The following is a 14,199-nucleotide window of genomic DNA, read 5'->3' as shown; positions in this document are numbered from 1 at the left end:
GCTAACGCTTGGTGACCAGGGAAACGAGCGGCGGGCCGTTGCGGACCTTGGACAGCTCCTCGACCACGGCATCGAGCACATCGTCGATCTGCTGGGCCGTATGCTGGCTGGTCAGGAAGAAACGCAACCGCGCCTGATTTTCAGCCACGCCCGGGAAGAAGGCCGGCACGATGTTGAAACCGCGTTCCAGTAGGCGTTCGGACAGGATCACGGCATGCGGTGAATTGCCGATCATGATCGGCACGACTGCCGCGCCGATGCTGAGGCCGGTATCGAGGCCGCGGGCCTTGGCGCTGCGCAGGAAGGTGCGGCCGTTTTCGCGCAACTTCGCCAGCCGCCAGGTCTCTTGCTGCATGATGTCGATGGCAGCATGTGCTGCCGCCGCCACCGGCGGCGACAGGCCGACGCTGAACACGAATCCGGGCGTCGTGTCCCTCAGTATGTCGATCAGGGGACGGCAGCCGGCGATGTAGCCGCCCATGGCGGCAAGCGACTTGCTGAGCGTGCCCATCCAGATGTCGACGTCGGTTGGGTCGACCCCTTGCTCTTCGGCGATGCCCCGGCCTGTCGCGCCGAGCACGCCGATCGAATGCGCCTCGTCGACCATCAACCATGCGTCGTAGCGCCGTTTGAGCTTGATCAGGGCGGCAAGGTTGGGCGCGTCGCCGTCCATGCCATAGAGCCCCTCGACGACCACAAGCGCGCGCCGGTGCCGGGCGCGGTTGAGGCGAAGCGCGCGCTCCAGCGCCTCGAGATCACCGTGCGGGCAAAGGATCCGCTTGGCGCCCGAGAGCCGCGCACCTTCCATGATGCTGTTGTGCACCACGGCGTCGCCGATGATCAGATCCTCCGGCCCGAGCAGCGCACCGATAACGGAGACATTGGTGGCATGGCCGCTGACGAAGGCCACGGCGTCCTCGGTGCCGTGCAGCTTTGCCAATGCGGCATCGAGATCGCGATGGATCTGGCGTTCGCCGCCGGACAACCGGCTACCTGATACCGACGTGCCGAAGTCCTGGATTGCCGTCTTGGCGGCGTTGGCGACGCCCTCATGGCCATTAAGGCCAAGATAGTCGTACGACGAGAAATTTACGATGGTGCGTCCAGCGATCGAGGTCGTGGCGCCGGCTCGTCCTTCGTGCAGGCGGTAGAACGGGGTGGCGATGCCGCTGATGTCGCTGACCGCCCGCTTGATCTTCAGGATCTCATACTCGGGAAGCCTGTCGAACCGCGTTTCCGAGCTGTGTGAGGGAAAGGACGGCCGACCGGTCGCGCGGCTCGGATGAGCCACGACATCCTGGGGCTTGCGCAGGACATGGCGCACCTTGTCGACCGTCTCCTGCGCGCCGGTGCGATTGTAGGGGCTCATCTTGGGCCCTCCAGTTCACGGACTTTCTCGAGCACGGCGGCGACGGCGGCGTGCTGTTCATCGATGGTCGTGGCCTCGGCTTCGGCGGCCGCATGGCTGGCCGTCAGCGCCATCAGGGTACCGGCCAGCGGCGTCACCTGCTTTTCGCCGGTGATCAGCGGCAGGACGCGACGCGCGACATCCATCGGTGTGATGCCGCTCGAGATCGACATCATCGGCAGGTCGATTCCCAGCGATCCTTCGACCGTGTTGCGCAGCTCGAGCATCATCAGGGAATCCATGCCGATCTCGGCCAGCGGGCGGTGGCGGTCGATCTCCTTCGGCGGGAGGCGCAGCACGCGCGCGATCTCCTCGACGACGATGTCGACCAGGGCGTCGATCGCCTCGTCGGGCGGCAGGGCAAGCAGACGCTCGACGATGGCGGCGCCGTCGACGGCATGCCGGGTTCCCGAGGACGCCCCGATGGCGCCAAAGGTCGGCGTCCGCACCGCCGCCAGCTCGCGCTTGGCCATGGCCCAGTCGATGCGGGCGATGGCGCAGCCGGCCGTCGTCTGGCGACCCTGGCTGTCGTGGATCCAGTCGAGGCCGTCGAGCGCGGTCTGCGCGGTGATCAGGCTCGAGGAGAACCGTTTCTTGAGATTGACGTCGGCGGCGATGTTTCGCGACAAGTAGCCCGCATCCTCGATGCCGCCCCAGGCAACCGCGAGCGCAGGCACGCCCTGCGCCTGAAGCCGGCGCGCCAGGCCTTCTAGGAAGCCGTTGGCGGCCACGTAGTTGAACTGGCCCGGATTGCCGAACAGCGTCGTGGCCGACGAAAAGAACAGCAGATAGTCGAGTTCAAGGCCGGCGACGGCCTGCTCGAGATTGAGCGCGCCCTGAACCTTGGGCCGCATCACCGTCTCCATCGCCGCGGCATCGATGCCTTCGATCAGACGATCGTCGAGGACCATCGCGGCGTGGACGATGCCCTTGATCGGCCCTTGCGCCGCGATGCGCTGCAGGAAGCGCGACAGCGCCGGGGCGTCGGCGACATCGACACGCTCGAGCGACACCTCGACGCCACAGCTGCGCAGATTCTCGACCTTGGGCAGATCGGCTTCCGAGAGCTGGGCACCGCGGCTGGCCAGCACCAGGCGCGTCGCGCCACGCTCGGCCAGCCACACCGCCGTCGACAGACCGAAACCGCTGGTGCCGCCAATGACGACATGCAGGGCATCAGGGGCGACGGGGAACTTGCCGCCGGCCGTGCTCAGGGCCGTGGTGCGGTCGGCCGCCTTCACCACGATCTTGCCGATGTGACCGGCACGCTGCATGAGGCGGAAGGCGTCGGCGACATGGCCGGGATCGAACACGCGGTGCGGCAAGGGAGCAAGCTCGCCCGCGGCGAACAGCTCGATCACCTCGCCGAACAGCTGGCGCGCCAGATCGCGGTGTTCGCCGATCAGCTGGTCGACGTCGACGCCGAAGTAGGAAAGATTGCGTCGCAGCGGCCGCAGGCCGAGATGGGTGTTGGCGTAGAAGTCGCGCTTGCCCAGTTCGATGAAGCGCCCGAACGGTCGCAGGCAATCCATCGACCGCGCCATCGCCTGACCGGCCAGAGAATTCAGCACGATGTCGACGCCCTTGCCGGCGGTGTACTCGGCGATCTCATCGGCGAAGGACAGGCTGCGCGAGTTGGAGACGAAGTCGACGCCCAGGCTGCGCAGGAAGGCCCGTTTCTCGTCGCTGCCGGCGGTAGAGATGATCCGGGCGCCGCGCTGCCGGGCGATCTGGATGGCGGCAAGGCCGACGGCGCCCGCGCCACCGTGGATCAGCACCGTTTCGCCGGCGCGGATGTGGGCCAGGTGAACCAGCGAATAGTAGGCGGTGAGGAACGCCACCGGTATCGAGCACGCCGCTTCGAAGGACATGCCGGCCGGTAGCGGACTGACGGCAAATGCCGGGGCGACGACGTGGCTCGCGAAGGCGTGCGACGCAAAGGCCACCACGCGATCGCCGGGCGTGAAGGCATCGACCTCTGCGCCGCAGCGAATAACGGTCCCGGCGCACTCCATGCCGAGCCCGGGTCCCGAATAGCCGTCTTCCAGCGCTTCCTCGGGCAGCAGCCGCAGATTCCACATGACGTCGCGGAAGTTGAGGCCGGTCGCCCGGACGGCGATCTCGATCTCGTCCGGCCCGGGCTCGCGGCGCGGCTCGGCCGCCCATGCCAGGCCATTGCGGCCGTGGCTCTGGCGGCTTGCCAGGACGATGGAAGTCTCGGCAGTCGCGGGCTGGCCCGGGCTGCCATCGTGGACGCCGCGCTGAACCCGGAAGACGTGGCGATGCCCGTCGCTCACGAAGATCTCGTGCTCCCCGTCGGGAGCCAGGAACTCTTCGGCCAAGTTTTCGACGATAGCGGCCTCCGGCAGTCCCGCCAGCCCCAGGCAGCGGATCTGCAGCCCGGCATATTCGTTCTGCGCCACCCGCATTGCCGAGGTGACCGCGCACCACATTGGCAGGTTGAGCGGCGACACGTCGCGCAAGTCTTCACCGAAATCCATGACGACCCAGAGACGCGCGGGTTCCGCCGCAAGCTTGCGGCAGCGCTCGGCCAGCCGAGCCAGGTGGCCGGCCAGGGCATTGGACGCTTCGAACTGGGATGAGGGGACATCGATCAGCCACACGATGTCCGTCGCCGCCACGGCGCCGCCGTCGCCATTCGCTGCGGTCTTGTGCTCGCCAAGGCGGTCGCGCAGTCGCCCGGCGATTGTATGGGACGCGGCTGCGTCACCTTCCCAGGCGAAAATCGCCGCGTCGTCGGTCGGCAGCTTGGCCGGCATGGCGTGCTGTGCGGCGAGGCCGCGGACGACCACACCGATCCGCGCATCGCCGAGGACCGGCGTCGCAGACACGTCTTCGAAGCCGGCAACCTCGAATTCGTCGATCCACTCCTGGCCGGTCAGCAGCGCGCCGACCGGGAATTCGGCGTTTGCCGATCTCGCCCACCATTTCGAGCGGGTGCCCCGGATGACGTCCCAGAAGACGTTGGGCGCCGGCTCGGCCGCCAGGACGGCGGCGCCCGGCCGCAGGATGCGGGCGACATGGACAAGGCCGCCCGTCATTGCCGCAATCTCGCTGAGACCATCGATTGCGCAGGCGATGTCCATGCTGCCGGTGGCAATCGCCTCGACATCGGCCCAGGGAACGCAGCGCGCGCGCGGATAGTCGTCGGCCAGCAGCAGGCGCGCCTGCTCCAGCCTGTCCGTGTCCAGATCGGCGATGGTGATCTCGAGGTTGGCGAACTTCTCGACGAGATCGATCGCGGCATCGACGTGCTGCGCGCCGATCATGAACAGGCGCACCAGCCGGTCGTTGCCGCCGCGGGCGATCGCGCTTTCGACATCGACGAGAACGGCGTCACGCAACAGGACCGATTGGCTGGAACTCGCGGCAAGCTGGCGCCAATGCGCCGTATTGAGATCGGCCGGCGTTTCCGGATCGCCGGCTACGATGCGCTCGAGCAGCTCTTCGATACGGGCCAGGCTGGCAGCTTCGGCGGCCATGGTCGGATGACGCAAGGCGAGCGAGCTCACGATCGAGGCGACGTCCGGCAGCTCACAGGTGCTCGCAAGGGTCCTCGCGCCATCGGAGTCGACGGCGAGGCCGCGATACTCCAGGTGCCAGAGCAGCGCCGAGCGCAGGAACGTCGCCCAATCCGGCGGTGCCGGCTCGCCCTCGCTTGCCGTTCGAGGGGTGGCCTGCTCGGTTCCTTGCGCGGCAAAGGCCTTCCATGTGGCGCAGAGGCAGCCTGCCTCCAGAAGCAGCAGGGCCTCGCCGAACGTGTTCTTCTCGTCGCTCGACGTTGCGCCCGTGCTTGACATGCAGGCGACGGCCGACCGTTCGCCGGCTCGGTCGAGGCGCCAGGTCGTCATGTGATAGGTGAGCGACTGGGCATTCGGTGCCGTATCGGCCGGCGCATCGACAAGCCGGGCGCTCTCGACGGTGAGGATTAGCTTGCCGTCGGCGTCGTACAGTTCGATGTCGATCAGCAGCGATGTCGGCGACTGGCGAAGCGTGCGCGCGACGGCGACGGCTGCTGCCTTGCCGGGAGCAAAGGCCCGCACGCAACCGAAGCGGATCGGCAGGTACGGTTTCATCGGCATATCGGCGACGCCTGCCTCTTCCGACGCGAACAGGGCATGAAACGCCGAGTCGAAAGCCGTCAGGTCGATGACATACGACTCCATCGTCTCGGCCGCCGGCGGGTTGAGGCTGGCGATCGCGCGTTTGGGGTGCGGGAAGTCAACGTGGCGCGCCCGCTGGAAGGTCGGCCCATAGTCGAAGCCGAGCGCCCGCGCGCTTTCGTAGACCTTGGGCTTGACGACGGAGACGGTACCCGGAGCTACCTGCGGGACCGACGTCATTCTGCTGGCGATGGGAGACCGACCGACCACGCCGCGCGCGTGGAGGGTCCAGTCGTGCACGCCGCCGCGCGCGCGCGACAGGAACTCTGCGACCCCTGTCTCGGGCGAAAGCCGCAGCAGGGTCTCGAATGAGGCGCGCCCGTCGAATACCAGCGGCCGCACGATGTCGAAATCGCGCAGCTCCAGAGCGGCACCAGGATGGACAGCGCGCGCCGCCGCCAGCATCACCTCCGCATAGGCGGTGGCCGGAAAGACCGGCATGCCGGCGACCTTGTGGTCCTGGAGCCAAGTGAACAGGACAGGATCGATGGTCGAGAACCATTCGAAGCAGTCGAGGCGATGCCGGCGCCCCAGCAGCGGATGCTCGGCGGGCGACATGACGGTCGTCGACTCGATCGTCGGCCGTGCGATGAAGGGCGTGTGCTGCCATGGATAGAGGGGCAGGATCACGGCCGATGCCGGCGGCGGCCCGAAGAAGCGCTGCAGGTCGACGTTGCCTCCGGCGAGCAGGACCTTGGCGGCGGCGCGTTCGATCGGATCGCCGGCCGCCTGGCCGTCGGTCTCGTTCATCGTCTCGATGATCGCACCACGGACACCGGCTTCGCGCTGGATGTCGCGGACGTAGCTCGTGAGGATGGGCTTTGGTCCGACCTCGACGAAGATCTTGAATCCGTCCTCCAGCAGGCGCGACAACGCCGCCTCGAACCGTACCGGCTCGCGGACATTGTGCCACCAGTGTTCGGCGCCCAGCATTTCGGCGGTGGCGGCCTCGCCCGTCACCGACGAGATCATCTTGCGGCGCAGCGCCAGGGGCTTCAGGCCGCCGAGTTCGCGCAGCAGCGGCGCACGAACGGGTTCAATGAGCGTGCTGTGGAAGGGATAGTCGATGTCGAGACGACGCGCGCTGACGCGCACGCGGCCGGCGGCCGCCAGGACGCGCTCGATCTCCTGCCCGGGGCCGGAGATCGTGACGCTGCGCCAGCTGTTGATGGCGGCCACGTCGACGCCCGGTGCATTGACGGCCTTCAGGAACCGCCTTGTCTCGCGCTCGCTCATCATCAGCGCCGCCATGCCACCCGTGCCGTGCGTGGCTTCCTGATGGCGGCTGCGCGCGATGACGATGTCAATGGCCTGGTCGAGGCTGAGCCCACCCGCCGCCCACGCGGCGGTAATCTCGCCGACGCTGTGGCCCAGCGTCGCCGTCGGCGTGACGCCGGCCTCCTCGAGCGCGCGAACGACTGCGACCTGCAAGGCCAGCAGCAGGGGCTGGGAGTAGGACGCCCGGCGGATCTGCTCTGCCAGATTTTCGGCGAACAGCAGATCGACGATCGACCAGTCCTGCACCTTGGCGAAGTGGCTGTCGATCTCCTGCAGGGCTTCGCGGAAGTGAGCATTGTCCTTCCACGCATCGCGTCCCATGCCGACCCACTGCGCGCCGTTGCCGGAGAACAGGAACGCCACCGGCAAGGCATTGCCCAGCGCCTGGCCAGTCATCACCGCAGCGTCCTTTTCGCCGGCAGCGAAGCGTTGGGTACGTAGGCGGATCTCGTCGGTCGTCCCGCCGCGGATCAGCGCGCGATGAGGCAGCAAATCCCGCTGGTGCGCACACGCGGCGATGAACTCCGGCACCGCCCGCGATGCGTCGGGCCAGTGCTGGTCGGTTGCTTTCGCCAGCGCCGGCAGCGCCTCAGAACTGTACGCCGTCAAAAGCAGGGGCGGCGCCAGCACGTCGGTGCGCAAATAGACGACCTGGCCGCTGGCGACGTTGCTGCGCAGGATGGCATGCGCGTTGGTGCCACCGAAGCCGAACGAATTGATGCCGGCAAGCCCGGCGCCTCGCCGCTCTGCCGGGCGCCAATTGCGGTCCACGACCCGGAGATTGAGCTCGTCGAACGGGATATTGGGGCTGGGCGATTGCTGATGCAGCGTCGCCGGCACCATGCCGTGCTTCAGCGCCATGACGGACTTCAGGAGCCCGGCGAGGCCCGATACCGGCTCGAGATGGCCGATGTTCGATTTGATCGACCCGATCGGCAAGGGCTGCGCGCGCCGCTGTGCCAGGCCCTTGCCGAGGGCATCGGCTTCGATCGGATCGCCAACCGGCGTGCCCGTGCCATGTGCCTCGACGAACAGCAGATCCGCCGGATCGACGGAGAAATCGTCGTAGACGCGTTCGACCAGCCGGCGTTGCGATTCGGCGGAAGGCAGCGACAGGCCGGTGGTCCGGCCGTCCTGGTTCATGCCCGATCCGACGATCACGCCATGGATGTGGTTGCGCGCCTTGTTGGCCGCCGCCATCGAGCGCAGGACCACCACGATGGTGCCCTCGGCACGAACGTAGCCGTCCGCAGCGGCGTCGAACGGCCGGCATAGACCCGTCGGTGACAGCATGGTGGCGCGCGAGAAGCCGACGTATGAGAACGGCGAGAGCAGCAGATTGACGCCGCCGACGATCGCCGTGTCGATGGTCCCGTGGCGGATCGCCTCGGCCGCGAGATGGACGGCCACCATCGACGACGAGCACGCTGTGTCGATGGCGAGGCTGGGGCCGCGCAGATCCATGGCATAGGAAATGCGGTTGGCCATGATGCTGAGGGAGTTGCCCGTCATCATGTGCACATCGGCCATCGATGGATCGGCGAAGAATCTCGCGGCGTAGTCGACGGACGAGGCGCCGACATAAACGCCGGTCTCGCCGCCAGCCAGGCTCGACGGACGGATGCCTGCATGGGCGAGCGCATCGTGCGAGACTTCGAGCAGGTGGCGATGCTGGGGATCGACCTGCTCGGCCTCGCGTGGGCTCATGCCGAAGGCGGCGGCATCGAAGCCCCAGACATCGTCGATGATGCCGGCCGCGAAGGTGTAGCTGCGGCCCGGTTGATCGGCGCTGGGATGATAGAAGGGGGCGGTGGGAAATCGCTCGGGGTTGATCCACGACACAGCGCAATGGTTGTTGCGTAGAAGCTGCCACAACTCATCGCTGTTGCGTGCTCCAGGCACGCGACACGCGTAGCCGACAATGGCTATTTCGCCTTTTACTTGCATACGCCGCGTCTCTTCCCAAACACAAGTGACGCCAATCTCCGGTCGTGCACCGCCTCTCCGCGAACAATCGTACGCCATGACGCGTCACGCGCTATGCACCGCCGGCTGTACAAGCCATCCCGACCAGGGGCCTACACAAAGACTTTATGGACGTGCGGTATTAAGGTGCAAAGACATTTCGGCGCTTTCGCGGCCTAATTTCAAAAGGACTGCAAAATGCCGGGTTAAAACGAGCGCTTGGTGAGGTAAGCATGGAAGTTGGCGTTGGCAATATTTTCTGGAAAATCAGTGAGATATCGAATAGTGTTCAGATGTGTCGCGAAGTCTGCAACAATGGCGGCGCGCGCCAGCCTCGGGTGCAGGGGAGTGATCAAGCAGTCATGAGTGCAACTGGTGGCTTTGGCGAAAGCGTGGGCCGTTGGATGGCCGCGGCAGCGTTTTGCCTCTGCTTGGCCGGTTGCGACCTCCTGCCCAGCGATGGGCCCAACGCCAACGGAATGCTGGCCCATGCGTCCGAAAACAAAAAGGCTGATCCCGCATCAGTGATGCGGTTTGCCCTGGTAACCGTGGATTCGCGAATCGCCCGGGATGCCGAACAGTACTATCAACCGGTGATACCCACCGTGCCCGCTGTTTTTCAACGGCCAGGAGCGTTCGGGCGGGCCGGCGTCGGCGACGTCCTGCAGGTGACTATTTGGGAAGCTAGCGACACAGGTGTGTTCGCCGGCAAGGATCGCAAGGCGTCGGATGTCACGGTCCGTGTCGACGTCGATGGAACGATCGCCTTGCCCTATGCGGGTCGCTTCATGGCCAGCGGCAAGAGAGTGTCCGACATCGAGAAAGACATCGTCTCTCGACTTGAAGGCAAGGCCGTTGACCCCCAGGCGACCGTGATGGTCGTCCAGAACGTTAGCAGCTCGGCGTCGGTTCAAGGCGACGTCAACAAGCCCGGGCCGTACCCGCTGGATCGATCTGACCAGCGCGTGCTCGACATGATCGCCTTGGCCGGCGGCACGAAATATCCGCCGTATGAGACATCCCTGCGACTGACTCGCGGGCGGTCGACCATGTCGATCCAGATGCAGGAGCTCGTCGATCGACCTGAGATCTTCAATGTGTCGGTCGCTGCCGGCGATGCGTTGCTCCTGGTTCGCAAGCCGCAGAAGTTCGTAGCATTTGGCGCCGTTCAGCAGCCCGGCGAACAGATTTTTCGCAGGTTGCCGCTCAATATGACCGACGCCTTGGGCCAGACGATCGGCCTCGAAGCGTCACGGGCCGACGCCAAGGGGGTCTACCTTTTCCGCCGCGAACCGGTCGCTCTGGCGCGCCGCTACGGCGTCCAGCTTCTGGCCGAGGATCGGGAAACGGTGCCGATCGTCTACCAGCTGAACCTCAAGGATCCGCAATCGTTCTTTGCCATGAACGCCTTTCCGGTCCGGCCTGGGGATATCCTGTTCGTGTCACAGGCGCCCTTGGCGGATGCTGCGAAGTTCTTCCAGATCCTGTCCGGTGCGACGGCAACTGTGGCCATACCGCGGACCCTCGGAGGCAATTTCCCCAGCGGCAACTAGAAGTGCAAAGATGTTGCTCCCGCGCAACACGACTGCAAAAAATGCGCGCACGGAAAAGATGGGCACCGACGATGGGTTGTCGTCGGTGTATCTTGCACGCGCTGATTTATCGGGAAAATTTGGTTTGGGGAGAGTTCCGTGAAGCAAGCTAAGTATCTGCTGGCCGCTGCAGCGATCTTTGCAGGGCCGATGGCGGCTGTTGCCCAGAGCCCAGACGGCGCGCCCAATTTCTGGTCCCAGGAAGGGTTCTATCTCGGCTTCGGCGCCGGTGCGAATTGGAACCTCGGTGGTCTCAATAGCAACGGCGGCGGCATCACCTCGGGGACGGGTTTCACCATCGGCGGTGCGATCGGCTACGACTTCATCGGTTGGCGTCCGCAGTTGGAGGTCGGCTATTCGTGGCTTCCCGTGAATGTCAACATTCCGGGCACGGCGATCACCAACAAGGTGGGGCAGCTCACGACGCTGGCGGCCATCTACTATGACTTCATGCCGCAATCGGTATGGACGCCCTATGCCGGCGTCGGTGCGGGTCTGGGCTTCGTTGACAGCAACAGTTCCCTTGGCGCCACGGTATTCGCTTACTCGGCGGCCGTAGGCATTGGCTACAACGTCAACCCGATGTTCCGCCTCCAGGTCGAGGGGCGCTACCTCGGTACGACGGGGGTCTCGGTCAACGTGCCGGGTGTCGGCACCGTGACCGGTCCGAACCAGAACTTCGGCGTTGGTGCGGGCGTGCTGATCAAGTTTGCAGCCGCGGCGGCGCCGCCGCCTCCGCCGCCGCCGGTCGTTGCGCCGCCATCGTTCATGGTGTTCTTCGACTGGGACCGCTCCAACCTGAGCCAGCAGGCGCTGAACACGATCCGCCAGGCAGCTGCTGCGTTCAAAAGCAAGGGCAACGCGCGCATCACGGCGACCGGCCACACCGACACGTCGGGCCCGGAAGCCTACAACATGGCGCTGTCGCTGCGTCGCGCGAACGCCGTGAAGGACGCCCTGGTGCGTGAAGGCGTGCCGGCACAGGCGATCACGGTCATCGGCCGCGGCGAGGCGGGCCTCCTGGTCCAGACCGCCGACGGCGTGCGCGAGCCGCAGAATCGTCGCGTCGAGATCGTCATTCAGTAACGACAACATCGCGTTGATTGACAAGGGCGGCCGCAAAAAAAAAGGCCGCCCTTCGTCTTTGTGGGAGCCGATTGCGCCAGTCGGACGTCCATCAACCTGTAACGGCAATTAGCTTTGACACTCAATTTCTAGCCTCGTACAAGCGGCTTTGCCGGGAGGAGTTTGGCGTTCCGGTATGCGTCGAGTAAAAAGGGGCAGGGAATGCACGACGAGGTGAGGGCTCTCGCGCGCAACCAACACAACGGAACGCCGCCGGAGCCGGTAGCTTCGATAGTCGCTCGTTTCCGCGCCCATCAGGCGACTGTCGGCATCATGGGTCTCGGCTATGTCGGCTTGCCGCTCGCCTGCACCATCGCGAGAAAAGGCTTCTCTGTACTGGGCTTCGACATCGACGCGAGCAAGGTCGATCAGATCAATGCCGGTACCTCCTATATTGGTCATATTGCCAGCGATGAGATCGCCGACATGCGCAAGGCCGGCCGCTTCGCGGCGACCTGCGATTTTTCGCGCCTGGGCGAAGTCGACGCCATCATCCTCTGCGTGCCGACGCCATTGACCAGGCATCGCGAGCCCGATCTGACCTACGTGACGCAGACGACCGAATCGATTGCGCCGTACCTGCGGCGTGGCCAGCTGGTCGTTCTCGAATCGACGACATATCCTGGCACGACGCGCGACGTGCTGCGGCCGATCCTCGAGCGCGGCGGCTTGCGCTCGGGGCGTGATTTCTTTCTTGCTTACTCGCCGGAGCGCGAAGATCCGGGCAACGCCCAGTTCTCGACGGCCGCCATTCCGAAAGTTGTCGGCGGCGAGGGTCCCGAGGCGCTGCAGCTCGCCTGCGCCCTCTACGACGAGGTTGTTTCGCGGACCGTGCCGGTAACGTCGCTGGAAGCGGCCGAAGCGGTGAAGCTCACCGAGAACATCTTCCGCTCGGTCAATATCGCCCTCGCGAACGAACTCAAGACGGTTTACGAGGCGATGGGTATCGATGTCTGGGAAGTCATCGAGGCGGCCAAGAGCAAGCCGTTCGGCTATATGCCATTCTATCCTGGGCCGGGGCTGGGCGGCCATTGCATCCCGATCGATCCGTTCTACCTCACCTGGAAGGCACGCGAGTACGGGGTTGTTACTCGCTTCATCGAGCTGGCGGGTGAGATCAACACCGCCATGCCGCAGCGCGTGGTGGATCGCACGATCGAGGCCCTCAACGAGCGGCAGCGCAAGGCATCCAAGGGTGCGCGCGTCCTGGTCGTCGGCATTGCCTACAAGAAGAACGTCGACGACACGCGCGAAAGCCCGGCCTTTAAGATCATTGAGTTGCTCGAAAAACGTGGGGCAGAAGTCTCCTACTATGATCCCATTGTGGCTGAGATACCGCCCAGCCGGGAGCACGCCGAATTCACTGGCAGGCGATCGGTTTCCTTCGGTGAGTCGTCTATTTCAGCCTTTGACGCTGTCGTGATCTGCACCGATCACGATTCCATTGACTATGCCAAGCTCGTAGAATGGTCGCCTCTGGTCATCGATACGCGAAATGCCTGCGCCCGGGGCGGTGTGAGCGGCGAACATATCGTCAAAGCGTGAATAGCCCTGTGCTACTCTAATGGTCTAAACCACTACCGAATGTGGCGTGACTCGTCGGTAGAGGTTCGCGGCTGATGCGCTACTTAATAACAGGGACTGCCGGCTTCATCGGATTTCATCTCGCCAAGCGCCTCCTTGAGCAGGGAGACGAAGTGGCGGGCATCGATGGGATGACGCCGTACTATGATGTCAAGCTCAAGGCGGATCGCCACGCCGAGCTCGCGCAGCTCGGTCGCTTCCAACCCCATCGTTGCATGCTGGAGGACGTCACGGGCCTTGCCTTCGTGGCGAAGTCGTTCCGGCCAGATATCGTTATCCACTTGGCCGCTCAGGCAGGCGTCCGGTATAGCCTTGAAAATCCGCGTGCTTACATCGAATCCAACATTCTCGGCAGCTTCAATATTCTGGAGCTGTGTCGCGAGTTGAAGCCCAAGCATCTCCTAATCGCTTCAACCAGCTCCGTCTACGGCATGAGCACATCCTTCCCACTTCGGGAGACCACTTCATCGGACCATCCGCTGACCATCTATGCTTCGACGAAAAAGGCTGTCGAGACTCTCGCTCACAGCAATGCGCATCTTTGGGGGGTCCCCACGACCATCATGCGCTTCTTCAGCGTCTATGGTCCATGGGGCCGTCCCGACATGGCGCCCTTCAAGTTCACGCAGAACATTCTGGCTGGCCGACCGATCGACATCTACAACCGCGGCCAGATGGAGCGGGATTTTACCTACGTCGGCGATGTCGTCGAGTCGGTCGTCCGATTGGTGGATTGTATCCCCGATGTCGATGAACGTGATACAACGATTGCCCCTTCGAGCCAGGTTGCTCCTTATCGCGTTGTCAACGTGGGCGGCGCCAATCCGGTTGGCCTCTTGCATCTTGTCGAAGAGATAGAGCGGTCACTCGGGATGACGGCCAAGCGTAACTATATGGATATGCAGCCCGGTGATGTCGTCAGAACCGAGGCTTCCGCCGAACTTCTCGAGAGGCTTATTGGTTATCGACCTTCGACCCCGGTGTCGGTGGGCGTTCGCGAGTTTGTCCGCTGGTATCGCTCCTACTATCGGGCCTAACAGCTGCCACTACGGGCATGAAACGC

At 64.7% G+C, this 14,199-nt stretch carries 6 protein-coding genes; 4 read left to right on the top strand and 2 right to left on the bottom strand.

Annotation, left to right across the window (positions count from 1 at the left end; all coding sequences use genetic code 11):
• Position 1 precedes the first annotated feature (1 nt).
• The gene (locus tag RSO01_RS28900; protein ID WP_147154032.1) at positions 2-1,369 is read right to left on the bottom strand and encodes an aminotransferase class I/II-fold pyridoxal phosphate-dependent enzyme; all 1,368 of its coding nucleotides are present in this window, start codon (positions 1,367-1,369) and stop codon (positions 2-4) included.
• On the bottom strand, positions 1,366-8,817 hold the full coding sequence (locus tag RSO01_RS28895; protein WP_246158890.1) for a type I polyketide synthase: 7,452 nt from the start codon (positions 8,815-8,817) through the stop codon (positions 1,366-1,368). The genes RSO01_RS28900 and RSO01_RS28895 overlap by 4 nt, the downstream gene beginning before the upstream one ends.
• Positions 8,818-9,068: 251 nt before the next feature.
• Between RSO01_RS28895 and RSO01_RS28890 the strand changes: the two genes are divergently transcribed.
• From RSO01_RS28890 to RSO01_RS28875, 4 genes are all read left to right on the top strand, one after another.
• Positions 9,069-10,388: a polysaccharide biosynthesis/export family protein gene (locus RSO01_RS28890; RefSeq protein ID WP_147154030.1), complete on the top strand. Its 1,320-nt coding sequence runs from the start codon at positions 9,069-9,071 to the stop codon at positions 10,386-10,388.
• Positions 10,389-10,526: 138 nt separating this feature from the next.
• Positions 10,527-11,513, top strand: a complete 987-nt coding sequence (locus RSO01_RS49065) for an OmpA family protein (protein WP_147154029.1) — start codon at positions 10,527-10,529, stop codon at positions 11,511-11,513.
• A gap of 201 nt (positions 11,514-11,714) precedes the next feature.
• On the top strand, positions 11,715-13,097 hold the full coding sequence (locus tag RSO01_RS28880; RefSeq protein WP_147154028.1) for a nucleotide sugar dehydrogenase: 1,383 nt from the start codon (positions 11,715-11,717) through the stop codon (positions 13,095-13,097).
• Between the two features lie 74 nt (positions 13,098-13,171).
• Positions 13,172-14,173, top strand: a complete 1,002-nt coding sequence (locus RSO01_RS28875; protein ID WP_147154027.1) for an NAD-dependent epimerase/dehydratase family protein — start codon at positions 13,172-13,174, stop codon at positions 14,171-14,173.
• Positions 14,174-14,199: the final 26 nt, after the last annotated feature.

The sequence above is a fragment of the Reyranella soli genome, assembly GCF_007992495.1.
Lineage (GTDB): Bacteria > Pseudomonadota > Alphaproteobacteria > Reyranellales > Reyranellaceae > Reyranella > Reyranella soli.
The sequence above is the reverse complement of the archived record's forward strand: the minus strand, read 5'-3'. Positions and strand labels throughout refer to the sequence as shown.

Bases quoted from the DNA above. Each gene is read 5' to 3' on its own strand.
- RSO01_RS28895 (WP_246158890.1), bottom strand. From the start codon at position 8,817: ATGCAAGTAAAAGGCGAAATAGCCATTGTCGGCTACGCGTGTCGCGTG.
- RSO01_RS28890 (WP_147154030.1), top strand. From the start codon at position 9,069: ATGGAAGTTGGCGTTGGCAATATTTTCTGGAAAATCAGTGAGATATCG.
- RSO01_RS28900 (WP_147154032.1), bottom strand. From the start codon at position 1,369: ATGAGCCCCTACAATCGCACCGGCGCGCAGGAGACGGTCGACAAGGTG.
- RSO01_RS28880 (WP_147154028.1), top strand. From the start codon at position 11,715: ATGCACGACGAGGTGAGGGCTCTCGCGCGCAACCAACACAACGGAACG.
- RSO01_RS28875 (WP_147154027.1), top strand. From the start codon at position 13,172: ATGCGCTACTTAATAACAGGGACTGCCGGCTTCATCGGATTTCATCTC.